The organism is Priestia sp. J2 (genome assembly GCF_020790095.1).
Taxonomy (GTDB): Bacteria; Bacillota; Bacilli; order Bacillales; family Bacillaceae_H; genus Priestia; species Priestia zanthoxyli.
The window spans coordinates 2,731,450-2,757,843 of sequence record NZ_CP086208.1 but is presented as its reverse complement, the minus strand read 5'-3'; the positions used below and the strand labels follow the sequence as shown (position 1 = coordinate 2,757,843).

Annotated in this window: 25 protein-coding genes and 2 pseudogenes; 26 read left to right on the top strand and 1 reads right to left on the bottom strand. The window is 36.7% G+C overall.

The features are described 5' to 3' along the window. Window positions 1-12 precede the first annotated feature (12 nt). The 6 genes from LJY09_RS13885 to abc-f all read left to right on the top strand — a co-directional run bounded on the left by LJY09_RS13885 (window position 13) and on the right by abc-f (window position 7,820). Window positions 13-1,047 carry a LacI family DNA-binding transcriptional regulator gene (locus LJY09_RS13885; RefSeq protein WP_154973044.1) on the top strand — a complete coding sequence of 345 codons (1,035 nt, stop codon included), beginning with the start codon at window positions 13-15 and terminating at the stop codon, window positions 1,045-1,047. A 311-nt stretch (window positions 1,048-1,358) separates the two neighbouring features. Further along, on the top strand, window positions 1,359-2,618 hold the full coding sequence (locus LJY09_RS13880; RefSeq protein WP_025751562.1) for an ABC transporter substrate-binding protein: 1,260 nt from the start codon (window positions 1,359-1,361) through the stop codon (window positions 2,616-2,618). Window positions 2,619-2,707: 89 nt separating this feature from the next. Continuing rightward, a complete protein-coding gene (locus LJY09_RS13875; protein WP_016766148.1) occupies window positions 2,708-3,640 on the top strand; it encodes a carbohydrate ABC transporter permease in 933 nt (310 codons plus the stop codon). Then, entirely contained in the window at window positions 3,640-4,470 is an 831-nt protein-coding gene (locus LJY09_RS13870; protein ID WP_028412981.1) for a carbohydrate ABC transporter permease, read from the top strand. Before LJY09_RS13875 ends, LJY09_RS13870 begins: the two co-directional genes overlap by 1 nt. Before the next feature lie 26 nt (window positions 4,471-4,496). Next, window positions 4,497-5,819 (top strand): alpha-glucosidase/alpha-galactosidase, encoded by a 1,323-nt coding sequence (locus LJY09_RS13865; protein WP_014459694.1) that lies wholly within the window; start codon window positions 4,497-4,499, stop codon window positions 5,817-5,819. A gap of 372 nt (window positions 5,820-6,191) precedes the next feature. Next, a complete protein-coding gene (abc-f, locus tag LJY09_RS13860) occupies window positions 6,192-7,820 on the top strand; it encodes a ribosomal protection-like ABC-F family protein (RefSeq protein WP_228307250.1) in 1,629 nt (542 codons plus the stop codon). A 221-nt stretch (window positions 7,821-8,041) separates the two neighbouring features. Here abc-f and LJY09_RS13855 read toward each other — a convergent pair whose 3' ends face one another. Then, window positions 8,042-10,174, bottom strand: coding sequence for a GDYXXLXY domain-containing protein (locus LJY09_RS13855; RefSeq protein WP_098999513.1), 2,133 nt, complete (start codon window positions 10,172-10,174; stop codon window positions 8,042-8,044). Between the two features lie 336 nt (window positions 10,175-10,510). Between LJY09_RS13855 and LJY09_RS13850 the strand changes: the two genes are divergently transcribed. The 20 genes and pseudogenes from LJY09_RS13850 (at window position 10,511) to LJY09_RS13760 (ending at window position 26,382) form a co-directional block, all read left to right on the top strand. Further along, window positions 10,511-10,864 carry a YwqH-like family protein gene (locus LJY09_RS13850; protein ID WP_014459697.1) on the top strand — a complete coding sequence of 118 codons (354 nt, stop codon included), beginning with the start codon at window positions 10,511-10,513 and terminating at the stop codon, window positions 10,862-10,864. A 6-nt stretch (window positions 10,865-10,870) separates the two neighbouring features. Further along, window positions 10,871-11,143: a DUF5344 family protein gene (locus tag LJY09_RS13845; RefSeq protein ID WP_028412986.1), complete on the top strand. Its 273-nt coding sequence runs from the start codon at window positions 10,871-10,873 to the stop codon at window positions 11,141-11,143. A gap of 200 nt (window positions 11,144-11,343) precedes the next feature. After that, on the top strand, window positions 11,344-13,752 hold the full coding sequence (locus LJY09_RS13840; RefSeq protein WP_167387323.1) for a T7SS effector LXG polymorphic toxin: 2,409 nt from the start codon (window positions 11,344-11,346) through the stop codon (window positions 13,750-13,752). Between the two features lie 12 nt (window positions 13,753-13,764). After that, window positions 13,765-14,166, top strand: a complete 402-nt coding sequence (gene cdiI / locus LJY09_RS13835; RefSeq protein ID WP_098999515.1) for a ribonuclease toxin immunity protein CdiI — start codon at window positions 13,765-13,767, stop codon at window positions 14,164-14,166. 269 nt (window positions 14,167-14,435) lie between these two features. Further along, window positions 14,436-14,747: a hypothetical protein gene (locus tag LJY09_RS13830; RefSeq protein ID WP_098999516.1), complete on the top strand. Its 312-nt coding sequence runs from the start codon at window positions 14,436-14,438 to the stop codon at window positions 14,745-14,747. Window positions 14,748-14,846: 99 nt separating this feature from the next. Beyond that, window positions 14,847-15,173 (top strand): DUF4261 domain-containing protein, encoded by a 327-nt coding sequence (locus tag LJY09_RS27835; RefSeq protein ID WP_098999517.1) that lies wholly within the window; start codon window positions 14,847-14,849, stop codon window positions 15,171-15,173. A 135-nt stretch (window positions 15,174-15,308) separates the two neighbouring features. Beyond that, window positions 15,309-15,509: pseudogene (locus LJY09_RS13825) on the top strand (tetratricopeptide repeat protein); the annotation flags it as partial. Window positions 15,510-15,721: 212 nt separating this feature from the next. After that, window positions 15,722-16,189 (top strand): DUF2004 domain-containing protein, encoded by a 468-nt coding sequence (locus LJY09_RS13820; protein ID WP_098999518.1) that lies wholly within the window; start codon window positions 15,722-15,724, stop codon window positions 16,187-16,189. A 553-nt stretch (window positions 16,190-16,742) separates the two neighbouring features. Continuing rightward, window positions 16,743-18,182, top strand: coding sequence for an EndoU domain-containing protein (locus LJY09_RS13815; RefSeq protein WP_141558875.1), 1,440 nt, complete (start codon window positions 16,743-16,745; stop codon window positions 18,180-18,182). Window positions 18,183-18,195: 13 nt separating this feature from the next. Then, window positions 18,196-18,606 carry a hypothetical protein gene (locus tag LJY09_RS13810; protein WP_098999520.1) on the top strand — a complete coding sequence of 137 codons (411 nt, stop codon included), beginning with the start codon at window positions 18,196-18,198 and terminating at the stop codon, window positions 18,604-18,606. A 515-nt stretch (window positions 18,607-19,121) separates the two neighbouring features. Further along, entirely contained in the window at window positions 19,122-19,589 is a 468-nt protein-coding gene (locus LJY09_RS13805) for a DUF6985 domain-containing protein (protein ID WP_098999521.1), read from the top strand. A gap of 381 nt (window positions 19,590-19,970) precedes the next feature. After that, window positions 19,971-20,360, top strand: a complete 390-nt coding sequence (locus LJY09_RS13800; protein WP_098113107.1) for a hypothetical protein — start codon at window positions 19,971-19,973, stop codon at window positions 20,358-20,360. 410 nt (window positions 20,361-20,770) lie between these two features. After that, window positions 20,771-21,250, top strand: a complete 480-nt coding sequence (locus tag LJY09_RS13795) for an Imm30 family immunity protein (RefSeq protein WP_098999522.1) — start codon at window positions 20,771-20,773, stop codon at window positions 21,248-21,250. A 373-nt stretch (window positions 21,251-21,623) separates the two neighbouring features. Further along, the gene (imm48, locus tag LJY09_RS13790; protein ID WP_108674781.1) at window positions 21,624-21,881 is read left to right on the top strand and encodes an Imm48 family immunity protein; all 258 of its coding nucleotides are present in this window, start codon (window positions 21,624-21,626) and stop codon (window positions 21,879-21,881) included. A gap of 898 nt (window positions 21,882-22,779) precedes the next feature. After that, window positions 22,780-23,247: pseudogene (locus LJY09_RS13785) on the top strand (DUF6985 domain-containing protein). Between the two features lie 126 nt (window positions 23,248-23,373). Then, window positions 23,374-23,766, top strand: a complete 393-nt coding sequence (locus LJY09_RS13780; RefSeq protein WP_098999524.1) for an immunity 50 family protein — start codon at window positions 23,374-23,376, stop codon at window positions 23,764-23,766. Window positions 23,767-23,793: 27 nt separating this feature from the next. Next, entirely contained in the window at window positions 23,794-24,195 is a 402-nt protein-coding gene (gene cdiI, locus LJY09_RS13775) for a ribonuclease toxin immunity protein CdiI (protein ID WP_098999525.1), read from the top strand. Window positions 24,196-24,589: 394 nt separating this feature from the next. Next, window positions 24,590-25,036: a hypothetical protein gene (locus tag LJY09_RS13770; protein WP_098999526.1), complete on the top strand. Its 447-nt coding sequence runs from the start codon at window positions 24,590-24,592 to the stop codon at window positions 25,034-25,036. 290 nt (window positions 25,037-25,326) lie between these two features. After that, complete coding sequence (locus LJY09_RS13765) at window positions 25,327-25,749, top strand: SMI1/KNR4 family protein (protein ID WP_260506539.1); 423 nt, start codon at window positions 25,327-25,329, stop codon at window positions 25,747-25,749. A gap of 189 nt (window positions 25,750-25,938) precedes the next feature. Next, on the top strand, window positions 25,939-26,382 hold the full coding sequence (locus LJY09_RS13760; protein ID WP_221818147.1) for an SMI1/KNR4 family protein: 444 nt from the start codon (window positions 25,939-25,941) through the stop codon (window positions 26,380-26,382). Window positions 26,383-26,394 lie beyond the last annotated feature (12 nt).

The following is a 26,394-nucleotide window of genomic DNA, read 5'->3' as shown; positions in this document are numbered from 1 at the left end:
AGAGGTAAAAAGATGGCAACTTTAAAAGATATAGCGGCGTACGCTAATGTTTCCAGTTCAACCGTATCCAGAGTACTAAATAATGATCATACGCTTTCTGTATCTGAGGTTACCCGTGAGCGCATTCTTCATGCAGCCAAGGAGCTGCAATATACGCCTGTGAAGATACGAAAAGGAACGGCAAACGGAAAAGACATAGAAGCTCCAAGGATAGGTATTATTTTTGCTCAATCCCTTGAAGAAGAGTTAGTAGACCCTTTTTTCTCTTCTATTCGCCATGGAATAGAGAGTGAATGCGCAGAAAAAGAAATTTTTACAGTAAAGTCATTTAGACTAAAAGGCATGAAGCAAGAAGAGCTGCTGCAGGATCTTGATGGAGTAATTGTAGTGGGAAGAGTTAGTCCAGAAACGGTTCAAGAAGTGAGCAATCATTTAGATACTATTGTTTTTATCAATCACAAAGCGGATGAGGATTTGTACGATTCGGTCATGATTGATTTTGAGAAAGCTACTAAACATGCATTAAATCATTTATTTGACCTCGGTTATAAAAGAATTGGCTATATCGGAGGGACAGAAAGAGAACACTATATAAATGGAAGTTCTATTATTGAAGATCAGCGTCAAACAGTTTTTGAAAGCGTTATGCATGAAAAAGGCCTGCTTGATTCCGAGAAAGTTTATATAGGGGAGTACTCAATGACTGAAGGCTACGAGCTGATGGCACAAGCGATTAAGCAAGGAAATCTTCCTCAGGCATTTTTTATCGCAAGTGATGCAATGGCGATAGGGGCGATGCGTGCCTTGCAGCAATCAACTATAAAGGTTCCTGAAGACGTAGCGATTGTAAGCTTTGATGATGTGGATGTCGCAGCATTTGCGAGCACGCCGCTCACCACAGTTAAAGTATATACCGAAGAAATGGGAAGGCAGGCTGTTAAACTGCTAGTAGATCGGTTAAGCGGCAGATCCGTTCCTTTAAAAGTCATGGTGCCGACTAAATTAATTTATCGTGAAAGCTGCGGAGCTTTACTCAAGAAGCAGTAACCTAAAAGCTATAACTCGAAAGGGGATGATAGAAAAGAAGAATTCATACATAAAGAGTGATAAGGGGGAAGAAAAATAGAAAAAAACATAAAAAAGGCAGGTTAAAAAGCCCTAGAAACTACATACTTATTGGCAGATAAGTATGTAAATGAAAAAGCTTTTTCATCTCTAGGACTCTTTGAACCTTTGTAAAAGTATAGGATTAAATTATAAGTGACTTTATTTCGTTGTGCAATGAATTTGTCTATGTATAAATAACTGAATATTCAGTCATTTATGTCTTGATAGAGTATAAGGGGGAAAAAAGATAAATGAAAAAGCTTACGTATCTTTTCGTTCTATTACTAGTCTTTTCTGTTGTGGCAGCAGGCTGCGGAAATAAAGAAGCAGCAACAGGCGGAAATGGGAAAACAACGTTAACGCTTTTTTCTACGATGAGTAATAAAGGCGAGAGAAAAGCGCTTCAAAACGCGATTGCAGAATTTGAAAAACAAAATCCAGATATTAAAATTGATGCAAATTTTCCGGGTAACGGCTATGAAGATATGCTTCGTGTGAAAATGGGTGCAAATGATATGCCGGATTTATTTGATACGCACGGCTGGTCTCAGCTTCGCTACGGGGAGTATGTAGCAGATTTAAAAGATATGGATTGGGTTCAGCATTTGGATCCGGCGCTAAATCAAATTTTAAAAGATAAAAGCGGCAAAGTGTATGCGTATCCTTTAAATCAAGCAAAAGACGGAATTAGCTATAATGCGACGCTGTTAGAAAAATACGGAATAAAGCCTCCTAACACAATGGATGAATTTATAACAGCGTTAGAAACAGTAAAAAAGAAAAGCAAAGGAGAAGTAGCGCCTCTATGGATTCCAGGAGGGGAAAATGGAAATATTGCTCAAGTGTTTGATCAGCTGGCTACACCTCAGCTTATTACAGCAAAAAATAAGAACTATGCTAAGCAGTTAGAAAAAGGAACATTTAATTGGTCAAACTACACGCCTCTAGCGGAAACAATGGCAGAAATGAAGAAAAAAGGGCTGCTGAATGAAGATGTATTAACCGCAAAAGTATCTCAAGCAACGGAATTAATGGCTCAAAATAAAATTGCTTTTACATTTGTGGGGGGATCTCTTGGGCCTGATGCAACTGAATTAAACCCTGAAGTAAAAGTAGGAACGGTACCGGTGCCTGCTATTCATAAAGGGGGCACGCAAAGCTGGATTGGCGGAGAGCGCTTTACCCTTGCTGCGTGGAAGGATTCTAAGCACCTTAAAGAAGCGAAAAAATTTATTGAATTTGTGTCACAGCCGGAAGTTGCCAAAAAGATTGCCGAAGGAACGTCTTCAGCATCGGCTCTGACAAACAATAAAACCCAAAACTACTACTCTGAATACTACGATAAGTATAGCGATATTAAAGTTGAGCCATACTTCGACCGGAAGTATTTACCGAGCGGCATGTGGGCGGTGATGTCTTCTACAGGTCAAGAATTGCTAGCGGGAAGTTTAACGCCAAAGCAATTATCAAAAGAGATGGAAAAAGAGTACAAGCGTCTCAGTAAACAATAAAATAGTGTGCAAAAGTTCCTTGTTCGCTAAGAAGCAGGGAGATAGGCTTCTGCTTCTTTTCAACACAAGCTGAAATAGGAGTGAACACGATGAATGAATTAGTCAGGAAAGAGCCGGTTTCTGTAGTGAGAGATACGGAAAAACGAAAGAAAAAATTAAAAACAGAGTCTTCTTTATGGTGGATGTACCTTCCCGGCTTAGTAATTATCACCGTTTTTATTATCTATCCTTTTATTAACGGAATTAGACTTTCCTTTACTAATTGGAATGGATTTTCACAAACATACGATTGGATTGGGCTCCAGCAGTATAAACGTTTGCTTGCAGATCCAACGACTTGGCTTGTGATAAAAAATACGCTGCTCTACGGAATAGGCAGTACAATTTTCCAAAACATTATTGGCTTGTTATATGCTTTGCTTCTCAATCAAAGCATTAAAATGAAAGCTGTAACAAGAACAATTGTCTACCTTCCGGTTATTATCAGCCCAATTATTATGGGGTATATTTGGTACTTCTTTTTTGCCTACCAAGGAGGCGCTTTAAATGACCTTCTTGTATTTTTAGGCTTTGAGAAGATTAATGCTTTGGGGACCCCGGAGCTTAACTCTTGGATTATTGTGTTCGTCAATACGTATCAATTCGTTGGAATTGCGATGATTATTTATTTAGCGGGGCTGCAAAGTATTTCAAAAGATTATTACGAGGCGGCACAGCTTGACGGAGCATCGGCTCTTCAGCAGTTTAAAAACATCACGCTTCCACTGCTTATGCCTTCGATTACAATTAACGTCGTTTTAAATATTATCGGAGGTTTAAAACTGTTTGACGTCATTGTTGCGCTGACAGGAGGAGGGCCTGGAGATGCATCGCAGTCAATGTCTACTTTTATGTATGACTTATATTTTAGAAGACAGGACGCCGGCTATGCTGCAACTCAAGGTGTGTGCATGGCGCTCATTATCTTAGTCATTAGCTTATCAGCACTTGTGTACTTTAAACGAAAGGAGACAGAAGCGTGATGGACTATACAAACAAACGGAAAAAACGATTTTTTACCTTTCTAGCTCTTTGTATAACGCTCGTTCATATTGTCCCTTTTTATATTCTTGTTACGACTTCTTTAAAAGCAACCGGGGATTTTAGTTCCAAATGGGTATTTCCAAAAAGTATACACCTTGAAAATTTCACAGCGGCTTGGGAGCAAGCGAACTTAGGAAATTCTTTTGTTAATACATTTATCATTACGTTCGTTTCGGCGATTCTGCTTATTTTTTTAGGATCAATGGCTGCGTATCCTTTAGCGCGCCGCCAAACGAAACTAAATAAGTACGTCTATTTTATTTTTATCGCCGTGATGGTAATACCGCCTTTAACAGCGCTAGTTCCGCTGTACAAAATGGTTGTGAATATGGGGATGATGAACACGTATCAAATTGCTATTTTAAATAATGTCGCAGCATTTTTGCCGCTAACGATCTTTTTATATGCGAGCTTCATTCGCTCCACTATTTCTAAAGAGCTCGAGGAAGCAGCAAGAATCGACGGGGCCGGCACGTTAACGATTTTCTTTAAAATCGTATTTCCACTGCTAAAGCCTGTCACTGCGTCTATTTTAATTATTGCAAGCGTCTATATTTGGAACGACTATCAGTTTGCGATTTTCTTCCTTCAAGATAAGGAAATGCATACATTAACCGTTACGCTAGCAAGCTTTTTTGCCGAAAATCAAAATAATCTTAGCTTAGTAGGAGCAGCTGCAATCATTGCGATGCTTCCAATGACCATTTTATTTTTAGTGCTACAAAAATACTTTATTGCAGGGCTTTCATCAGGATCTGTAAAAGGATAAAACCAATACGAGGAAGGAAGATGACGATGTCTAAAATCACATTTATCGGAGCGGGAAGTACAGTTTTTGCAAAAAATATTTTAGGAGACTGCATGTTTGTGCCTGCTTTAGCTGGCTTTGAGTTTGCACTTTACGATATAGATGCTGAGCGTTTAAGAGATTCAGAAAATATGCTAAACAATCTAAAAGAAAACTACAAAGTGAATATTACGGTTAAAGCCTATTTGAACCGCAGAGAAGCTTTAACAGGAGCAAAGTATGTGATTAACGCGATTCAAGTAGGCGGATACAAACCAAGCACCGTCATTGATTTTGAAATTCCTAAAAAATACGGCTTGCGTCAGACGATTGGAGATACAGTAGGAATTGGAGGAATCTTCAGATCACTGCGCACGATTCCAGTGCTGTTTGATTTTGCAAAAGATATTGAAGAAGTATGTCCGGATGCGCTGTTTTTAAATTACACCAATCCAATGGCAACACTAACGGGTGCAATGCTTCGCTATACAAATGTAAAGACGGTGGGCCTTTGTCACAGTGTTCAAGTATGTACAAAAGATTTATTTGATTCTCTCGGAATGGATCATGAAGGAATACAAGAGAAAATCGCAGGCATTAACCATATGGCATGGCTGCTAGAAGTAAAAAGAGATGGACAAGACTTATACCCAGAAATCAAGCGTCTGGCAAAAGAAAAACAAAGAACAAAGCATCATGATATGGTGCGTTTTGAGCTAATGGATAAGTTCGGTTATTATATTACCGAATCGTCTGAGCATAACGCAGAATATCATCCATACTTTATTAAACATAAATATCCAAATCTTGTTGATCAGTTTAACATCCCTCTTGATGAATATCCGCGCCGATGCGAAGAGCAAATTAGCAATTGGGAATCCATGAGAGAAGAAATGGTTAACAACAGTCAGTTAACTCATACACGTTCACATGAGTACGGCTCTAGAATCATTGAAGCCATGGAGACAAACGTGCCGTTTAAATTTGCCGGTAACGTATTAAATACCGGAGGCTTAATTAGTAACCTGCCGACAAAAGCGTGTGTAGAAGTGCCATGTGTTGTAGACCGAAGCGGTATTATGCCGACTTATGTAGGAGATTTACCAGAGCAGCTTGCGGCGTTAAATCGCACGAATATTAATACGCAATTACTAACTATTGAAGCAGCTGTCACTAGAAAAAGAGAGCACATCTATCAAGCAGCGATGCTAGATCCTCATACAAATGCGGAATTATCCATGGATGACATCATTCGTATGTGCGATGATTTAATTGAAGCACACGGCGAGTGGCTGCCTGACTTTACAGGGAAAGTGAACCAATACGTGTAATAAAGGAATCCTCGGCTGTGATTGGCTGAGGATTTTTTTGTACTTAGGAAAAGAAGGGAATATCATCCAAATCGATATTGACATTTAAAAATGTTCGTCATACACTGTAAGAAGCAAGTCATTTTATACTAAGAAAGGAAAGGTACCGTAGACAATGGATAAGTAATCCTATTTTTTTAGACATTCTTTTAAAACTTTATTTTAAATGAACATTTGTCTAGATAGGATTAGTCTGTACATTTTTAGGTGCCATTTCTATATGTCTTATATGAAGTGATTTCTCCCTTTTTTTACTCTATAAAAAGGGTGCATATTTGCGTATGCCTAATTATGACCTCTAATCCTCTCTAGAAATCCTAGGGAGGTTTTTTTATGTTATTGTTAGAAGCTATAAATATTGAAAAAAGCTATGGAGACCGCCTGCTGTTTCAAGCAGAGAAACTTCAAGTACATCGCGGAGAGCGAATTGGAATTGTTGGGAAAAACGGAGAAGGCAAGTCGACGTTGCTTCATATTTTAATGAAAAAAACGAGTCCAGATCAAGGGATTGTGCAAACATATTGCCGTTCCTCACTGATTCCACAGCTTGATATTCAACCTACAGGAGACGTTTCTCCTGAGATGAAAAGTCAGTGGAGTGTGCCAACTGAAGCGGACTTTCTTAGCGGAGGAGAAGAAACAAGAAAGAAAATTGCAGCTGCTCTTTCATCCGGCGCGGAACTGCTTGCAGCCGATGAGCCAACGAGCCACTTAGATGTAAAAGGCGTAGAGAAATTTGAAGAAGAAATGAAGTCTTTTACAGGCAGTCTGCTGCTGATTTCACATGACCGAGAATTATTAAACCGCCTTTGTACGTCTATTTGGGAAGTAGAAGGCGGCAAAATTCACTGTTATGAAGGCAATTATCAAGAATATGTGACGCAAAAAAAACACGCAGTTGAAAGACAGCAGTTTGAATATGAACAGTATGTAAAAGAAAAGCAGCGTCTTGAACTGGCGTCTGAAGAAAAAAGCCAAAAATCAAAGTCGCTTAAAAAAGCGCCGAGCCGCATGGGCAACTCTGAAGCGAGACTTCATAAGCGAGCGGTCGGAAAACAAAAAGCGAAGCTAGACAGAAGCGCAAAAGCGATTGAAACAAGAATTGAAAAGCTGGAGAAAAAAGAAAAGCCAAAAGAAATGGAAGAAATTCATTTTGACCTATCGCAGTTTCACCAAGTGCACAGCAAGCAGGTACTAAGCTTTGACAAAGTCTCAGCATCAGCTGGTAATCATATCTTGTTTCAAAACCTAAAAGGCGGTGTGAAGCCAGGAGCGAAAGTAGCGATTGTCGGCAAAAACGGCGCCGGAAAATCTACGCTGCTGAATATGATTGAGCAGCGAACAGAAGGGATTACGGTTGCGAAGCCTGTAAAACTCGGCTTTTTCCATCAGCGCCTTGAAAATCTAGATCCCGCTAAAACCATTTTAGAAAACATTAAAGAAGACAGCCCGTACACTGAACAGTTTATTCGTACGGTGCTATCGCGCTTACTTTTTAAACGTGAAGACGTGTATAAAAAAGTAGAGATGCTAAGCGGAGGAGAACGAGTCAAAACGGCATTAGCAAAAGTCTTTTTAGGAAACTATAACGTTCTTCTTTTAGATGAACCGACCAACTATCTTGATCTTCATACAAAAGAAGCGCTTCAAGAAGTGTTAAAAGCTTATCCAGGGACGATTTTATTTGTGACGCACGACCGCTATTTTGTTAAAAAGCTTGCGACGCATGTTTTGACGTTAAAACAGTCCAAAGCGGAGCTCGCGGCGATTGAAGACACGGGTAAAAGCAAAAAAGCGTCACAGCAGCAAAATGAAGCCGAGAAACTTGCGCTTCAACTAGAATTAACAAAAGTGATTAGCGAGCTTTCTATCACGCCAGAAGGAAAAGACAAGCAGCGTCTTGAAAAAAGATACGAAGAGCTTTTAGAAGAAAGAAAACGATTAAATAGAAAGGAAGGGTAATATCACTTCACCTAACAATGAATACAATGATGTTACTGAACATCAAAAGCGTATTGAAGGAAAATTAACGGATATGAATGTAAAAGGAACGCCCAAAAGAATAAAATGGATTGGCTATGGAATCATTATTTTCTTTGTGATTCTTATTCTAACGATGACCATCGGCGTATTTATCAATTAAAACAAAAAGCAGCCGCTTCAATGTTGAAGCGGCTGCTTTTTTATTTTCCTACTTTGGTAACGATCGCATCTCCATTTTTTCCAACTCGTACAGTAGCAAAACGAGCTTCGCTTTCCACTTTGCTGCCGGTTCCTTCTGGAATAAAATAATGTTCAATTCCGTACTGAATTCCCCAGTCGTGATAGCTGCCCGTAATGACAACGTCTTTTTCTTTAGAAGTATACGGCTTATTCCAGTCATCATCCGCTTGGTAGATTTTTGCGTATTTATACACGCCTTGTTTGTCAGGGCGAAGAACGAGCTTCACTTTTTCACCGTCTTTTACATGAGGTAAGGTAACGTGCGCAATGTCGTAATTCAGCTCAACGTAATCGCCTTGCAGCAGCGAGCGCGGATCGATCGGCTGTAAAGCGAGCTTAATTTCTTTTCCGTTTTGAAGAAGCACTTCGTTTTTAGTGAAAATGCCGCCCAGCATAATAAGCTGAACAAGAATGATGATCCATACAGCGGTTCGGCTGCGATCAAGAAACGACGGCTGCGGCTGATCAGGCGTTGACAGGTCCCATTTCCTGCTTAGGAAAAGAAAGATAAGACCTAAAATAACGAGCACAAGTGATTTATTAAATAAATCCCACACAAAGTCGTAATATTTCATCGCTAAAAAAACAAACCAGAAAATCATGCCAACAATAAAATCATACTTTGGCTCTTTTCGTACCGTCACAAATAAAAAGACGGTCGAAATCACAAAAAACACCGTGCAGTAAATGATATTTAAAAAAGACGGTTCGCTTAATTCAGTCAGCGACAGTAAAAAGATAAAAGCAAGAAGCAGCGCTGCTTTTTTAAACGCGTGGTGCACGTTTATCGCGTACACAGCGGCATTTAATAGAAACAAAGCGAGCAGCACATAATCTATTTTGATAGTGTCATAGTAAGCAGTCGGAACCTTTATTAACAGAAGCCCTTGCACTAGCACAAAAAGCAGCAGGCGAACGGGCGTATGCTTTGTGAATACTAAAAGCGCTACAAGTGCGATGACGTAGATAAAAAACAGAATGTCGTTCACAAAAAAAGAAGCGCCGCCGCTAATTAATACGCCCATCATTAAAAGCGTATATTTCACGGTTGGAATATCTGCTTTAATCAAATAACATGCCACAATCAGCAAAACGCCAATCACAAGCATTCCGTTTGTTGGGTACGTTCCTGTAATAAGTGTGACAAGTCCTCCTAAAGAGCTGCTGCCGATGACCGATGCAATGGCCGTAATCCCAATCACCGCTATTCGTTTGATTACGCGGAGCGAGGTTTTTTGTGCTGACGTGTTAGCAGTGAGCCATTTGACAAACCATACGCTTGCACCAATAAACAAAATCACGAACCCTAAAGCTAAAAACAGCGACCATTCAGCGTAGTGTTTAAAAATAAAAGAGAAAAACTGTTCAATAACAAATAAAGCAAATGCCACAATGGAAATCCCTAAAAACGACCTTTGCGGCTTCACTTTTGAAAAATAAAAAAAGGAGCTTAGTAGAAACAGCAAATAAAAAATAATAAGACCAATCCGTAAGCTAGAGCTGCCTGTGAAATCCGGCAGGGAAACAGTTAAAAAAATGTAGTGAAACAAACAAAACGCTGCATATATGATCACAGGAGACGAGCGCTGTTTCTTTTTTATGATCCAAAAGATGAGTAAGTTCACAAGCGCCATTCCTGCGTAAAGTAAGAGCGTCTCGTGTTCACCTCGCTGTGAAACTGCGCCTGTTGGTGAAATAAAAAAAGCCATGGTGAATTGAAATAAAACAAACGATAACACATAAAACGGCTGATACTTTGTAAAAAAGCTAAACAAAATAACCGGCACAAGCCAAATTAAAAACAGCCAGTACGATTCAGCGTGCGTGTTGTAAATTTGAGAAAGAAGCGCGATGCTTAATCCAAATGAAAGAGCGCCGGCCAAAAGCGTCCAGTGACTTAAAAACGCCTGCTGAGGAAGCAGCTTTCGCACTACAAACGCACTTCCGTAAAACAGCAGCATCAGCCCCACGCTCAGCGCAATTTTAATGTAGCGGTCAAAGCCTTGCCAGTTCGATGCGAAAAAATATAAAATGCCGGACAAAACAAGAGCCAATCCCAGTAAATAACCGAGTCTTACGAGCTTTTCTCTCATACTCAACCTCCTCTTTATATTATGTATATACTAGCGCATGTTTAAATATTTGGAAATAGAAAGAATGAATGCGTTTTAACAAAAAAATTGTGTAAAAAGGCCTTTTAGTGGCGCGGAAATAACAAGCAAAGTAGTCCGAAAATCTTGATAAATTGTCAATAGTAAGATAGTTTTGGTTATTTTATCCTGAAGAGTGGGTATTGAACTAAAAACCTACATTATTCCCAAAAAATATAAGAAAACATGCCGATGTGCTCTCTTTCTTTATTTGATAAGCTATAAAAGGGAATTACTGTTAGAGAAACCAAGAGATAGATATAAAGGAAGTGTCATCATATGAATGAGATGTTTGTTGCTCATCTGTATACCCAAGTGAAGCAGGCACATGAAGATATCCAGCAGCTTACCGCTAGTAAAAACACGTTAACGGAAGTCAAAGGAGAGCTTGAACGTGCAAAGGAAAAGGTAAAAGAACCAGAGCTTACTTCCGCCACTTGGTCAGGCAGCCTTGCTGTTGGGTTTGAAGACATCCGCACCGCTATGTTAGACGAATACGATGATTTGCTGACCCGTCAGCTGACGGACGCCATCACGACAATTGATGCAAAAATTACGGCGCTTCAATCAGATATACAAGGGATGGAACGCGCCATTAAAATGCAAGAAGACGAAGCAAAAGATAAGGTGTGATGCAATATGGCAGACGAAATTAAAGTAATAGATGGTGAAATTAATAGAACGCTTAGTGACCTAAGCGCTGCTGCGCAGCAGTTTCAGCCGCTTTTTCCGTTTCACGTCGGAAGCGGACAAGAACTAGAGGTGCTCGATGAATTAAACCAGCTGAACCAGCAGCTGCAAACGTTAATTGTGGACTACAAGCAAACGCTCCTCGATGATTTGAACGCCACCAAAAAATCCGTGCAGTCCATAAAAGAAGCAGATGAAAAAGCTGCAAACGCCGCTAAATAATGTTCATATTTTATATAAAGCTATCAAAAACAACCTTTCAACCAGCATAGATGTGGCATTCAAATAAAAAGGTTTTATCTAGCGGATGATGCAAGCCTTGTAAAGAGGAGCGTCCGCTTAGGTTTAGAAAAATGACGGGCGGTTGTTCGTTAACCGTTCGTTGTTTTTCTACATCGATACAGCTAGGAGGTTACAGATTATTGAAAACACTTGATGTCGATGCTTTTCACGAAAATATTCAAGCTATCTTAGACTCTATTAAAAGTCAAAAAGAACAAATTCAGGGCCTGGTTTCACAGGTTCAGGCATTTTCAAGCTTAGATGATGCGTTTAAAGGAAAAGGAGGAGAAGCGATTCGGTCTTTTTACGAAACGGGACATGCTTCTTTTTTAACGCTGTATCATTCATTACTCACTTCCTATGAAGCTCGACTAACTCAAATCACACATGCGCTGCGCTCATTTGAACCGAGCGAAGACGGCTACATCACGCAGCCGTTTCTGCAAGACACTATTCCCGCGCATTTAAATCAAACAAGAAATACAACAGTTTCGCTTGTCGATCAAGCGAATGCAGCAATTCAAAAAGTCAGTCATCTTGCTTCTGTTTCAGCGCTTAACGATCAAGGTTTTTTAACAGAAGTAGAACAAGCAAAAAACAAAGCGGACAAAACGATGAATGATTTAGTCCGTTTTGACGAACAGCAAACGCAAAGCCTTTCAGCCATTCAAGATCAGCTGACGTCTTTAAATTCGCTGCTTTCTAAAGTGAAAGCTGGGTTTCAAAATGGTTCCATTCAGCCGGGCAATGTAAGTGAGCTGAGCGCGTTGGCGAAAAAAGCGATGACCGATTCAGGAGGCGTGTCGGTTTTTGAAGAAGGTATTCCAACAACCTTGACAAGAAAAGAAAAACAAGAGAAAGTGATAAAGGAAGTAGGCCTTAAAAAACTGATTCAACTTCAGGCAATGACGCCTGCTGAACAGTTAAAAGAAATTCACAAGCTTGAAAAAACCTCGCCTTACATAAGAGAAGTGCTAACGCAAATTCAGCAGGATACGGCACCTGCTAACATGAAAAAACTAGCGGAACTGTCACCTGCAGAGCAAGCAGTGGAACTTGAAAAAAGCCCATACCTGCAGGCACTCAACGATTCTTCAACTGTAGGCATGCTAGCGTCTCAACAGGTTCTTCAAAACGCTACGGGCGTTGAGGGAATGCTTATGCAGTCGGTGATGAGTCAGGGGCAGATTAGGAGTGTCGGGACTAAAAAAACAGCTGAATCCTTTGACTTTACAGAAATCTGTGAAAATCCTAAAGCTAAAAAAGAAGAAACTGGTATAAAAGCTGTAGTCAAGGACGTAGGAGAAGGTGCTATAACTTTAGCAAAAGGTACAGTTACGGGTACTAAAGGCGTAGTACAAGACGTTTGGGCCGGTATGGGAGAGAGAGCAGATAAACGGTACAACTCCTTGTATGACTTTGGAAACTATATAACGATGGGCGGATTTGATGGCGCTGTTTCCTTCAAAGAAGGCTTAATTGAGCGAGGAGAAAAATCGTTTGATTCACCGTATGACTTCGTCAATCACGCAACGATGGGACTTTTAGATGTAGGGCAGCAGGCACTTAATCCGGACAAACCTCTTTCAAAAGAGCACTGGGAAAACAGCATGTTTCTGTTTGCGAGCGTAATTGGAGGAGCGAAACCCGCAGGAGCCGTAAAATCCGTTCCAAAAGTAACAAACGTTCCGCGTGTACCTGCACATAAAGCAACCAAAACATTAAGCAATATGCGAAATGTCGTCAGCCCAAAAGCAGCAAGCAATTGGTCGAAGAAGGTATATGAACCTGTTCAGAAGAAGCTTCAACCTTTATTAGATGCTGAGATACCTACTTTACGTCCTCGACCTCAACTGGTAGGAATAGGAGAGGCGTTACCTGGAAAGACCGTTGGTGAAGCGTTAAATGGATTAACGACGTATAAGATGGGGAATGTTTCGAAAGGTCAGTCCAAAGCGTTGGAGAAAGTGGAAAAACCTGGTGGTAAAGCGGATGTTGAAGGGGTTTATGATCAGGATGCGGTGGTTAAGGGGAATATAAGATATAAAGAAGGCTACTATATTGAGCATTTAACTGGGAAAGTAGAAAAGTGTACAAAACGTCACGGTGTAAGTGGCGGACATAACTATGATGAATTTAAAAAATACTTTGATAATAGTGATCAATATAAATTAGATGAAGTTAAGAAGGATGAGCATCCAGATGTTAAAGGGGTATACGATATAGAGTATAGATTAAAAGTTGAGATAAAAGATTATAGAGGACAAGGAACCGGAGAATTTAAATTTGTACCAAAGGAAGATAAACCTCCTCATAAGAAAACGGTTTATGACCCTGCTTTAATATCCAGTGACGAAATTGTTCGATTGGGGAATGAAGCAATGGAGGAAGGTATTGAATCGTCAAGAGTTAAACAATTAAAAGGCCAGACAAATAAACAAATGATTCGGGGAGTTTCAAGTAATGGATTGAAGTTTGAAGGATTTAAAAATACTGATACCGGGGAAATAGAAAATTTTTATCCAGTATTGAAATTTGGACAGAACTAAGGAGATAATACAATGAGTACTGTTTTTGATGATAAAAATAAGTTGATTCGAATGTATGAGGAGCAAGGGCTCCATAAAGGTTCAGTTATTGATGTGCTTGGTGATTTTGTAATGGAGTATGACTTTGTTAGGATACTAGAAGGCTTTTTGGAGGAATATGTCGAAAGACGGGATTATATGGGTGTAGTATATTCAGATGAATTTGATAGAGATGATGAAGAATTTTTTGGAGAAAATAGAGTTCTATTCTACTATGGTGTAGATGAAGAAATAGAAAATATTGTAGATTATGAAGAGTTATGTAAATATCTTCAAACTGCATGCCAATTTTACATTAAAAAACATCCTGAGCGTACTGAAAACGTGAAAGAACTTCTTTTTAAGATAAAAGATAAATATAATATAAAAGGTTAATTGATTCCTCTCTTTAAAAAAGAGATTATTGAAGAGTTGTTGATGAAAACTAAAGGCAAATATGCTTATTAAATAAGGGATAGTAAAAGCACTTCTGAATAAATCCAGAAGTGCTTTTTTCTTGAAAACTATAAAAACCATTAGACAAATTACAAAAAAATTTTGAAAAACTCAAAGAAGAATCTATGCATGCTATTCAAATTAAGCGAATTGAGCTATTTTTGAAGAACAGCTAGCAATAAATTAATTTATTATAAGTGGGTGAGAGCGTGGAAAATAATCCGAAAATTATTTTGGGAATACCGGGCACATGGAAAGATAGACAAGCATTTAAAGACAAATTTAACGAAAGTCAACAAGAGTTTGTATACCTAGGGGAACATATAGGCAAATTACAGACGCCTGAATATTTTTATCAAGTGGAATTTGTTAATGAACATATTCCTCATGTAGCTGAAGCGTTTGAGCTTTGTGGAAATGGGACATTTACTAAAGATGATATTGAAACCCTTCAAAATCACCGTAGTATGGCATATATTATTGCAGAAGGTGATCACTTGAGCAAGTTTTTGAAATTATAAGTGTCGGGAAGGCAGTCCTTCAATCGGGCGGTTTAGCAGTGAACGTTGAGTCATCTGGAAAGGCCACTACCAAAGATAATTGGTTAGAATACGTTAACAATGGTACAGAGAACAGAGCATTTGCTGCTTTCGTTCAAATGTCTAGAGAAGAAGATGTGTTTTACACCTGTGGTATGCATAATTTTTGGCTATAAAGATTTACTAACATCTACATCTAATACCAATCCAGCTGAAACAGTAGAGTTGTTTCAAACCTTTTGCCTATATACGTTGATCGAAAATCCTGTATTTAATAGTGGAGAAACATTTAGTGTTGATCCTAAAGCTCCGGTTTTTCAATTAAGGGAAGAATCGTGTGTGCTGTTTGAAAGTGATGACCCTTTTTATAACCCTTATGGGGTTTGGCGTTTAAATAAAATAAGCTAGTCATTTAAAGAACAAGGTTGAAAAACTTTGTCCTTTAAGCGTTAATCGGAGATGTAGAGTGTACTACTAATGGTTCAGTGGTATTACCATATCAATTTGAGGTGGATGGTAAATAATTATTGGGAGGGATTTGTATTGGCACTCAATGATCAAGTGTATGACCAAATTGTAAAGTTATGTAGTGAAGGAAATGCTTTTGTTGAAAAAGGAAAAGATAATAAAGCAATAGAGAGCTATATAGCTGCTCTAGATTTAGTTTCGTTACCGAAGAACAATTTGGAAACAAGTACATGGATTTATACAGCATTAGGAGATACTTATTTTTCTAAGTATGAGTGACTGGTTTACAGTTAAAGATATCCTTGAATTTGAATTAATAGCTCATTAAGGAAAGCCATTAAGAGATGCTATTTTAATACTAATGTAATAAGAGCAAGAATAGGAGAGGTGACGTTTTGTATTTTTACAAGAGACAGTTTTATAATACTTGCTATTTGTTTAAAGTACGTTGTGGAAATGACAATTAGTGGTGGAGTAGGAGAGATAAGATGAAAATAAATGATGCGGTTTTTGGTGAGCTTGAATATAATTATGGATGGGTTAAGTACACTACCATTGAATTTTGTGGAAAAGAAGCTGGAATAGCATTAAGGGTTAAAGGTGAAGAAGACGGTAAGTTTGATGAAGAACAATATAGTGCTTATAACTCATTAGTGCAAAATTGGGAACAATTACAGCAAGGTTTTTTACAAGCAATATTAGACTATTACAAACTAGAGCGCCAAGAACTAGGGTATGACATTGAAGTTAATGAAAATTATCCGCAAATCGAAACGACTAATCAATTACTTGAGATGATAACTTTAGTTGGAATTGTTGTTCCGTATGGAGATATTAATGAAGATCGAGATATTGGGATAACCTTCGATTGTACATGGGACACAGAAAATGGACTAGGGCTTCGTCTATTAAATGAAAAAGTAACTGAAGTGGGTTACCAGGATGTTGCAATTTGAAATAGGCTGTTAAAAAGTAAAAACTCATGATGGTTGTACCGTCAGGGAGTACTGAGCGTAATGATAGAATAGAAAAACGGAGTACGAGCTTAGGCGAGATGACATTTTACTGGGTGATGAATATAGACACATGGCCGATATACAAAAGGTGCCATCCTGTTTTTATAACGTTACGAAATTTATATCCTATATTGTATGTAATCTAATAATAAAAGCATGTGTTGCCTACCGTAGACAATCAAGTGCTTTAAGTACATATGTTTTCTAAATTTCTATGTTAGCTTTAAATTTATAGGTAAGGTTGCTGATTTTTGAAGAAAATAGAAGAAAATGATAAGTATTACCTTGATTTATTAGTAGATTGGAAATTTAACGAATATATTATTTATTCCTTGATTGGCTAAATGCCTTTCAAGGGTTTTTTATAAAGTTGCATGTGATGAGAAGGTATTCAAGGAAGAGTAGAGATAGTAATCAAGAATTAATGACAGTAGGTAATGAGGGGTAAGGCTATATTTGAAAAGTCTTGACACGAAAAGAAAAACAAGAGAACGTGATAAAGGAAGTAGGTCTTGAAAAACTGATTCAACTTCAGGCAATGACGCCTACTGAACAGTTAAAAGAAATTCATAGGCTTGAAAAAACCTCGCCTTACATAAGAGAAGTGCTAACGCAAGTTCAGCAGGATACGGCACCTGCTAACATGAAAAAACTAGCGGAACTGTCACCTGCAGAGCAAGCAGTGGAACTTGAAAAAAGCCCATACCTGCAGGCACTCAACGATTCTTCAACTGTAGGCATGCTAACGTCTCAACAGATTCTTCAAAACGCTACGGGCGTTGAGGGAATGCTTATGCAATCAGTGATGCGTCAGTTGCAGGTTAGGAGTGTTGGGACTAAAAAAGAAACTACAAGTCCTAAAAAGCTGACTATTCAACAAAAAGAAAAGCAAGTTATTAAAACAGTTGGACTAAAACAGCTAAAAGAGCTGGAAATGATGCATCCACTGGATCAAAAAAAGAAGCTCGAACAGCTTGAAAAAAAAGCTCCCCATGTTAAAGAAGTTTTTAAACATATTCAAAAGGAAAACAGTCCAAAGGTTCAGAGGGATCTTGCGGCGCTTGCTCATTCTAAAGCAAAATTAGAAAAAGAGTTGAAAAAGTATCCGTATCTATATGAGAATTACAAAAAGCCTGAAATCGCAAGAAGTGTATATGAGGAAGAAGCCAAAAAGCAACAACAGGATGGTCTAGCAGCTGTTTCTTTTGTAGCGGATATGGTGCCTGTAGTTTCCAATGTAAAAGGTGGATGGGAAGCAAGTGTAGGATACGATCCTATTACGGGGAATGAACTATCTAGTTTTGACCGTTCTGTTTCTGGAGCAGGAATTGTTTTTGGCGGCTTTACGAGAGTGCCAGGGAAAGTGGTGAAATACGGAAGCGAAGGAGCAGAATACGTACTTCGCGTAAACAAAGCAGAAAAGACCGTAACCAAGCATAAGGTTAAAGATGTTTCCAAGGGTACGGGTAATAATAGTAAGCCGGTCAGCGGAGCCAAATCAATTATCACACCTGAAATGGAGGGAAAAATCCTTTTGGGACAGAGAAAGAACCCTAATAAAAATGAAATTATTGGAGGGCATTCATCAAACATTAATAATAGCCATTCTAACTATGTTACGGAAGCTATTAAAATCAACCCTGATGGTACAAAAGATATTAAATATATAACTCAATTTCCGGATGGGAATCTTTCAAAAATAAAAAATAGTACAATATTTCCCGAAGGTTGGAGTGATATTAAAATCTTAGATAGTATAACTGATATTGGTAATTCTCCTCCAATAAGTATTAGAGGTAGAGATGGAGCAACTTTCCATAGGGGAATTGTTGAGGGTGTAGAAATTGATGTTATTAAAATAGGTGATACGGTAGTTAGCGGCTATCCAACAGGACAAATTAATGCTCCATTACCAGGTGGTTTTAGTAAATAGAGGAGGAAAGTGAATGTACGAAAAAGTAGATGCAGTATTATCTGAAAATAGCGCAGATAATTATTTTTATGACGATGAATTTATGTATGTGCAAGAATTGATGAGTGAGTTTACTAATATTGATTGGGAGAATTTAATTCGAGGATTAAAAGATAAAGATGATAAATATAAAATTAGATTGGCCTACTGTATAGATGAAGATAACGGAGTATATGGATTTAATTTATTATTAGATTTACTTAATGAGAGTGATGAAGTGGCTGAATATGCAATAGATTCTTTACGTTCTTTTTATGGAGAAGAGTATAAAAAAATAATTGCTTCTAATAAGCAAATAAAGGACAAAGTAGAGAAATTATTAAAAAATGCTCGTTTACCTATTGAAAGGATTTTAGGAGCATTTTTACAACAAAACAAATTATAAAAATTTGCAAATAATATTAAACATTAAAAAATGTACGAAATCACTTGATTCCCTAAAATTTGGACTGAGTTGATATAGTAAACTTATGGTGAAATGTCTCAAATCTTGTGAAAGCTAAAAAGTCAAAGTATAGTATTGAAAAATTAGATGATTATTTAGTGAAATTAATTGATAAGCATTATGAAAAAATAGACTTAGGTGACTAGTATATTAGTCAATAAATCTTAATACCATTCTTCATTCTTAAACCTTGATTGGATAAATGCCTTTCAGGGTTTTTTTATAAAGTTGGATGTGATGAGAAGGTATTCGTTTATAATGTGGTGAGACAATAAGAAAATGGTTAGTTTGAGAATCGAGAGCTCATGAGTAATACCATTAAGGAGTTTTAATTTAATACTTGCTATTCGTTTAAAGTACGTTGTGGAAATCACAATTAGTGGTGGAGTAGGAGAGATAAATGTGGCAGCGTTTAAGCCGGGAGGATTTGCTAATAAATAAAAAGGAGAAATAAGATGAAAATAAATGATGCGGTTTTTGGTGAGCTTGAATATGATTTGGTGTGGTCTAAGGATACTAGCATTGTCTTTTTAGGCCATGAAGTTGAGATAGCGTTAATGGTAAAAGGTGCTGAGGATAGCAAGTTTGATAAGGGACAATATGCAGCATATACTTCACTTATGCAAAATTGGGAGCAGTTACAACAAAGCCTTTTGCAATCAATATTAGACTACTACAAACAAGAGCGTCAGGATCTAGGTTATGATATTGAAGTAAATGAACACTATCCATTCGTTGAAACAACTGATGAAATAGCAGAGATGATACGTTTAGATGGAATAGTTGTTCCCTATGTAGGTTCTTTTGACGGTCGGGATATTGGACTTACATTTAATTGTACATGGGATATAGAAAATGGGCTAGGGATTCGTTTATTAAATGAAAAAGTAGCTGAAGTAGGTTACCAGGATGTTGCAATTTGAAATAGGGTGTTAAAAAGTAAAAACTCATGATGGTTGTACGGTCAGGGAGTACTGTGTGTAATGATAAAATAGAAAAACGGAGTACGAGCTTAGGTGAGATGACATTTTACTGGGTGATGAATAGACACAATGAAGATGGTGATAATTTGTAAAGGAAGAAGACGAACGATTACAAAAAACTTGATATACTCTTTTCAAAGTTTTTTTGAAAAGTGAATATATAGAAATTCTAGAATGGAATGTTCCCTGTCCAGCCCTTATTGAATCAATTTTTGTTAATGAAGAAGATTTATGACCAGAAGACATAGTGGAGATTGTCTCACCCTATGAAGAAGAATTCCCTATTATTAATTAAAGATATAATGTTACGGGAGGGCGAAAATGAGTAGAGAATATCAAGTAAATGAAAGTAAAGAAGAGATTGATAAATTGATGGTAATCTATTTTAATTTCATAAATGGAAAATATCTAGAAAAAGCATTAAAAAGCTTTGCTGAAAGAAAAGGTTATGGACAAGAGATTGTCTTTGCTCTTTTTCAGTCTGATTTAGATGAATATGATATGGCGCAACTGCCTAGACTACTAGATGAAAAACATGTTTTGATAGAGTTGGGGTATCCAGCTGTTAAAATTGAACAAATAGCTTTTTTAGATTTTAAAACATTTTATGATTATTTAGATATAAATGTACATAAGGAAATGGAGAAAAAACCAGAGAAAACTGAGCTGATAGATTTATTGGCAGAAGTGAAACGTAGTTTATGTATATAATTTTTTTATCATTACCTAAAAAGGCACTCTATCACCTGAATGGGGAATTAAGTGACAAAGCGTTGTAAACTCACTACTGAGTTTTGGATATATGATAAAAATCTAGCTTTTATAAACTGGTAACGATCCCCTGAATATATAGTAAAGCAATTGAAGCACAGCGATCAAGCACCATATTTTGAAAACATAAATCGTAGTAGTGTCTGTTAAAGGAAACAGGTCTTGAAAAACTAATGCGACTTCAGATAATGACGCCTGTTGAACAGTTACAAGCCATTCACATGCTTGAACAAACATCACCTTACATAAGAGGTAAAGAATATATTTATTCCTATAAATAGTATGGGCATAATGGTTTGAAGATATTTGGCAAGTTAAATTACCAATGGATAGAAAGGGAGAAAAGCACCATGAAATTTCAAGAGGATATTTCTATTTTATACAAAATGCGTTTTCTAGATAATGAAGGAGATAACATTGAAGAGTTTGAAAATATTCTTAATGAATTATCGCACAGAGGAACAAATGATATAATCCCTGACCTTTGTACAGTTTTTGAGGAAGATATTGCTGAGCCATCAGCTGGCGATTACCTTATTGAAACGATATTTTATATTGCTGACCGTTCTGGGACGGAGGAAGGACTATACAACTTGGCTATTGGTATTCCTAAAATGTTACCTCATGCAGAATTCTGGGCGGAAAGAATTCATCGGAGACTTTTAAATTCGGAAGGTTTAGTAGCATCTTATATTAACGCGTTAGAAGATGTAGATAGCTCAACAAAACAAATAATTAAAGGAATTCTTCTTGAGATAAGAGAGGACAATCCAGATGTATATTCAGAAAAAGTTAATTCAATCTTAGAGAAATTAAATGAAAATCAATAAAACAGAATCTGTACATAAAGCAACTAAAATATTACTTGATATCGGACCTGTCATCAGCACAAAAGCAGCAAGATCTTGAAGATGTTAAGGTAGCGGGGTTATATGTAGGAGTAGATTTACATAAGGAGCATCATACGGCTGTTATGATTAATTGGTGTTAAGAGAAACTAGGAGAAATACAACTTGAGAATAAATCATCTGCATTCTTTTTGATACTAAGGGGGATTTAAATGAAACCTCATTATTTTACAATCGGTGTTTACGGAAGAAATGTTTACAGAAAGTATAATTAATAGATGATTATATTCCATGTGGATGAACTGGAGAATATCCTAAAAGAGATATAAAAATTATATGATAAGGAGTGAAATTTTTGGAAGAAAATAAAGATTTCCTCAATGAATGTATAAGTATTACAAACACTACTATAGATAAGGTTTTTAAAATAGACAGCAATGATGAACAAGAAAAGCAAATCTTGGGTGCGTACCTTTTTGGAATGTTTAATGGGTTGGGGCATGAAAAAAATAGTACACCTGTTGAGATACAGGGTGCTATGATTCAGGTTGCAAATGAAAAACTAAAGTGTTCTTTAGAGTCTGATAATGCTAAACTTTGTTACAAGAAATAATAGTCAACGTAAAAAGCTGTTCGTACGCTTTGTTGAAGTTAAATTTCAGGCTGCATTATTAAAAGAGAAGGGCGTACAGTCTTGCTGTTCGGTAGTGGACTTGTGAAACTTTTTCCCCTTTATCAAAAATAAAAATATGAGACGGAAATGAAAATGGGATATGCTTTTAAATTTAGTGAAGATGGCTATTATATGCCAAGGCTAGGTGCCGAGCTTAGACTAATGAGCAAACAGTGGTGATGATTATGATTATTGAAATTGACGGTTTCTTTCATCAAGTTCTACTTACGGGTAAAAAGTGTTCAAAACAACAATTGAAGCAAATGTATCTTCAAGCCAAAGAGATAACCATTGAGTCAAAAGACTTTTCTAACGTATTTTGCAGGCTCCACAACTTTGAGCAAATCCCCTATTCGAAGGATATTAAGGTTGACTTCGTGTTAGATACTAATACCGATAGAATTTACGCTCTGTCATATTAACAAATGGTAGTGCTTTTAGGTGGGCTTTTAAAAACAAGGGCTCCCTAAGGTGTATACAAGAATCAACGTTTTATATTATTTAATATCTCATAAGAAAAGAATTAGAACGTTTTTATCCTGTTTCCAACAAAGGAGAAAGATACGGAATACAAATTGGTGGAAGAGTATGAAGGAATAGAAGTTTTGTTAGAAGCTATTTTTACAGAAATAAATATAAGATAAAACGAATTTATATATTAAAGAATTAAAAGCGTTAAATCATGAAAATAATAAAGATATTTTGAAATTGGAACCTTTGATACTAGAAATAGAAAAATAAATTAACACAGTATGAGTCAGATAAGGTAGTTACTACGCAATTTGTGTCAACAGAAAGAAATGCCAGGGGTTTTTGTGAAAAATGGGGGGATTATAAAATGACAATAAACGATAAAGTTTTTGGAGAACTTGACTACCAGTATAAATGGGTAGGGTATAGAACTATAAAATTTTTAGGAAAGGATACGAAGGTAGCATTATTAATAGGTGGAGAAGATGATGGAAGCTTCGATGAAGGTCAATACGTGGCATACAGCTCGTTAATGGATAATTGGAACAATGTCCAACATAATATATTGCAGCGAATTCTAAAGTACTATAAGCAAAAAAGGCATGAGCTCGGTTAAGATGTTTCATTTAGCCAAGACTATCCATTAATTGAAACCGTTGATCAATTAATAGAACATATAACACTAGTAGGCATTTCGGTTCCCTATGAATTCCTTCGCGATGGACGTGATATAGGAATCTCATTTGATTGTTCATGGAATCAGGAAAATGGTTTAGGAATTCGTCTTATAGATGAAAAAGTAGAAGAAGTAGGTTATCAAGATGTTGCCATCTAAAGTAGGCTCTTGAAAGTATAGATGATAAGGTTATTAAATCAAGCTTTGATGCAACATTAAAAATTTGATACATCCAAAACAAAAACAACACAATAGTATCCTTTTGTGACTTAAAGGAGTGTATGCATGATTAATTCAAGTAGGATAATGAATGCTCAAGCCATTACTGGCATTTTTGGAAGGATGCTAACGTTTAATGGTTCTGAATTATTAAATGTCCAAATAAAAAGAGATGGTCCAACACTATTCATTGAATTATCTACTAAAGAGATGGTCAAAAATAAGCCTAAACGATGGAATGAATGGGACATAGTATATGTTGAGATGTCGTTTTTTGGTGTAAGAGACTTAGAAATCAATTCATTTGGAACTATGAATGAAATAAAACAGTTCGCAATGGAAGACATTGGGGAAGAGGGATCTATAAAAATTCAGTGTAGTAATAAAATGTCTATTGCGTGTTTATTTGACTGGGCAAGGGTTGAGAAAATAAATCCTGGTTTAATAGGTACACCATAAGAACGATGGTAGAGTGGGTGGATTGGTATGAATGTATATGAAGAATTTATTGAGGTTATGAAACAGAATAACTTGAATAAAGAAGCAGTTATTGATGTTTTGAATAGATATGTAAATGGACATGATTTTTTACAACGCTTAGAAGATTTTAAAAATAAAGAAGGAGAGCGTCGGGAGTATAGTGGAGTAATTTATTCCGATGAATATGAACAAGATGATGATGGGTATTTTGGACAACATCACGTTTTATTTTATTCAGGAAATGGTGATGAAGACTATGATATTGTGAATGATGAGGAGTTGTATCCGTATATCAGTGCTGCATGTGAATTTTACATAAGGAAACACCTTGAAAAGGAAAAGATTATTAAAGAATTATTATTGCAAATAAAAGACAAATATAATCATAGTAACAGCCCTTTAGAATAATTCGAAAAGGCTTTTTTACGGGCCATTATAAGCAGAGGGAGGAATTTTTATTCTTGCTTTGTAACTTTAAAATAATAAGTTGTTTCGTGATAAATTATGCTAACGATAGAAAAAATGAGTTGCGGAGCTTATATTATAAAACCACTCAATATCCCTGTTTCTTGTATCCCCCAAAGGAGGAGAAAAATTGGCTTGATGTGTACTTTCCTGCTCTTGGATTAGAACCACTTCAGTGGCTCTATGAAGTAGTTGAGCAAATAAAAGAAGCTGTTAAAACAAAATAGAGTCATGGTGATGAAAACGGTAATTTGGTCTACAGCTTTTATGGGTTATTGATTGGGTTAATAAAGGTATGAATAATCGTACAAACATTGAGGTGGATGGAAAGGTAGCGATGATTAAATATAACTATAGATTTAAGTATATAGAGGAATTTAATGTGGTGGTAATGGATTTTGATGAAGAAAAGTCTCTAGAATTTGCTAATATGATAAATGATCCTTTAGGATCTGATATACCTTGGAGGTTAAGCGAGTTAAAAAATGATATTGAACATTTTATTGATTTATTAAAAGGGAACATACCTCACTATAAACACGGAGGAAATGCTTCTAGCATAGTAGCCTATAAAGATTTCACTATCATTGAAGATCCATTTTACGACGAAGAGGAAGATGAGGTTGAACCAGTATGTAAATTAGAAACAGTTGAGTTTGTTAAAATCATATTGGTTTGGGCTTATGAAACATATAAGTATAAAAGCCAAAAAAGAGTCATTTCTCAAGAAGATGCAGAAATAGCTATGAATTGGATTGAGGAAAAAATGGAATCCATCACTTAGCCATAAGAAGTGTGAAGTGTACTAAAGCCTGAAACCACAATGGGTGAATGCTACTCAAACTCAGCAAATCAAGCTATTGTTGAAAAACTGTTAGTGCTGGTTTTAAGGCTCCGGTTTTTCTAAATTACTAGTTTAATAAAATAAATCAGTAATCAAAGGACAAGGTTAAAAACGTTGTCCTTTAAACGTTCAGTTACCTATTAGTAAATGTTATTTTAAACTATCTATATAGTAGAAATAGCAATGAAATGGTGAAAAAGCTAATCAATAAGGAGTGAGTTTTAGTGAAAATGGAAAGAATGCATGAAAGTTTATCCATTGAAGATTTAGAACGATTTGAGCATAGTCATTCTATTACAATTCCAAGAGAGTATAGAGATTTTTTACTGGAATATAACGGTGGTTATCCAAATCCAAGTGTTTATAAGATATCTGAAAAGCTGGGTGAAAGTATAGTAAACATTTTTTATGGAATTGGAACCATGTATGACAATTTAGAGAAAAAGTTTGATCTTTTCGACGAGATTGTAGAAGCGGGGTTTATGCCAATAGCAGATGACCCAAGCGGGAATCAAATATGTATTGGGATCAGCAACCAGTATTTCGGACAAGTCTATCATTGGGCTCATGGTGAGGAAACTGAAGAAATGGAAAATATATATTTTTTGTCAAATAGCTTCAACGATTTTCTTAATTGTTTATATGAGGACTGATCATTTTACATATAAAAAAAGAACGGTTGTAACAGGTGACACGAAAGGAGAAGTAACATGAAAAAAGAAAAAAACATAGAGGTTACAAACGAATATAATGATTCTGTCTTTTTGACTGATGGAGTCAGTATTGATGAAATAAAAAAGAGAGAAGATACGATCAACGTAAACTTGCCAGATAGTTATCAAATGAATGTAAATGCTTTTGGTCAAGCAACGGAAGAATCAATTGGCAAATTAGAAGAACTTTTGGGGTTTTTACTTCCCGAAGATTATAAAAAATTTTTAGGTGAATATAACGGAGGAACTTCGAAAGTAAGATATAGTAAATTTTTTGTTGAAGAATTAAAGCAAGAAATTCCTTTAGATGTTTTGTATGGGATAGGTGTAACAAGAACGTTTGATTTAATTGAATGCTATGAAGAGTTTGAAGAAGATATGCTGCCGTGTAGTTTGGTAATAGGAGATGATCCTGGTTCGGGACTTATTGTACTTATTACTGATACGGAAAGGCACGGTGTGTATTACTGGGACCACTCTCTTTCTTTCCCCCAATCTCGTGAAGAAGAAAATACATATAAAGTAGCCCATAGTTTTAAGGATTTTTTAAACGAATTAATTCATCCGAGATAACAGGGCGTGAAG

Excerpts from the sequence above, each read along its gene's own strand:
- LJY09_RS13885 (WP_154973044.1), top strand. The coding sequence starts at position 13 with ATGGCAACTTTAAAAGATATAGCGGCGTACGCTAATGTTTCCAGTTCA.
- LJY09_RS13820 (WP_098999518.1), top strand. The coding sequence starts at position 15,722 with ATGAAAATAAATGATGCGGTTTTTGGTGAGCTTGAATATAATTATGGA.
- abc-f (WP_228307250.1), top strand. The coding sequence starts at position 6,192 with ATGTTATTGTTAGAAGCTATAAATATTGAAAAAAGCTATGGAGACCGC.
- LJY09_RS13865 (WP_014459694.1), top strand. The coding sequence starts at position 4,497 with ATGTCTAAAATCACATTTATCGGAGCGGGAAGTACAGTTTTTGCAAAA.
- LJY09_RS13845 (WP_028412986.1), top strand. The coding sequence starts at position 10,871 with ATGGCAGACGAAATTAAAGTAATAGATGGTGAAATTAATAGAACGCTT.
- LJY09_RS13870 (WP_028412981.1), top strand. The coding sequence starts at position 3,640 with ATGGACTATACAAACAAACGGAAAAAACGATTTTTTACCTTTCTAGCT.
- LJY09_RS13765 (WP_260506539.1), top strand. The coding sequence starts at position 25,327 with ATGGAAAGAATGCATGAAAGTTTATCCATTGAAGATTTAGAACGATTT.
- LJY09_RS13795 (WP_098999522.1), top strand. The coding sequence starts at position 20,771 with ATGAAATTTCAAGAGGATATTTCTATTTTATACAAAATGCGTTTTCTA.
- LJY09_RS13875 (WP_016766148.1), top strand. The coding sequence starts at position 2,708 with ATGAATGAATTAGTCAGGAAAGAGCCGGTTTCTGTAGTGAGAGATACG.
- cdiI (WP_098999515.1), top strand. The coding sequence starts at position 13,765 with ATGAGTACTGTTTTTGATGATAAAAATAAGTTGATTCGAATGTATGAG.
- LJY09_RS13855 (WP_098999513.1), bottom strand. The coding sequence starts at position 10,174 with ATGAGAGAAAAGCTCGTAAGACTCGGTTATTTACTGGGATTGGCTCTT.
- LJY09_RS13880 (WP_025751562.1), top strand. The coding sequence starts at position 1,359 with ATGAAAAAGCTTACGTATCTTTTCGTTCTATTACTAGTCTTTTCTGTT.
- cdiI (WP_098999525.1), top strand. The coding sequence starts at position 23,794 with ATGAATGTATATGAAGAATTTATTGAGGTTATGAAACAGAATAACTTG.
- LJY09_RS13800 (WP_098113107.1), top strand. The coding sequence starts at position 19,971 with ATGAGTAGAGAATATCAAGTAAATGAAAGTAAAGAAGAGATTGATAAA.
- LJY09_RS13805 (WP_098999521.1), top strand. The coding sequence starts at position 19,122 with ATGAAAATAAATGATGCGGTTTTTGGTGAGCTTGAATATGATTTGGTG.
- LJY09_RS13770 (WP_098999526.1), top strand. The coding sequence starts at position 24,590 with ATGATTAAATATAACTATAGATTTAAGTATATAGAGGAATTTAATGTG.
- LJY09_RS13780 (WP_098999524.1), top strand. The coding sequence starts at position 23,374 with ATGATTAATTCAAGTAGGATAATGAATGCTCAAGCCATTACTGGCATT.
- LJY09_RS13850 (WP_014459697.1), top strand. The coding sequence starts at position 10,511 with ATGAATGAGATGTTTGTTGCTCATCTGTATACCCAAGTGAAGCAGGCA.
- LJY09_RS27835 (WP_098999517.1), top strand. The coding sequence starts at position 14,847 with ATGGTACAGAGAACAGAGCATTTGCTGCTTTCGTTCAAATGTCTAGAG.
- LJY09_RS13810 (WP_098999520.1), top strand. The coding sequence starts at position 18,196 with ATGTACGAAAAAGTAGATGCAGTATTATCTGAAAATAGCGCAGATAAT.
- LJY09_RS13760 (WP_221818147.1), top strand. The coding sequence starts at position 25,939 with ATGAATGTAAATGCTTTTGGTCAAGCAACGGAAGAATCAATTGGCAAA.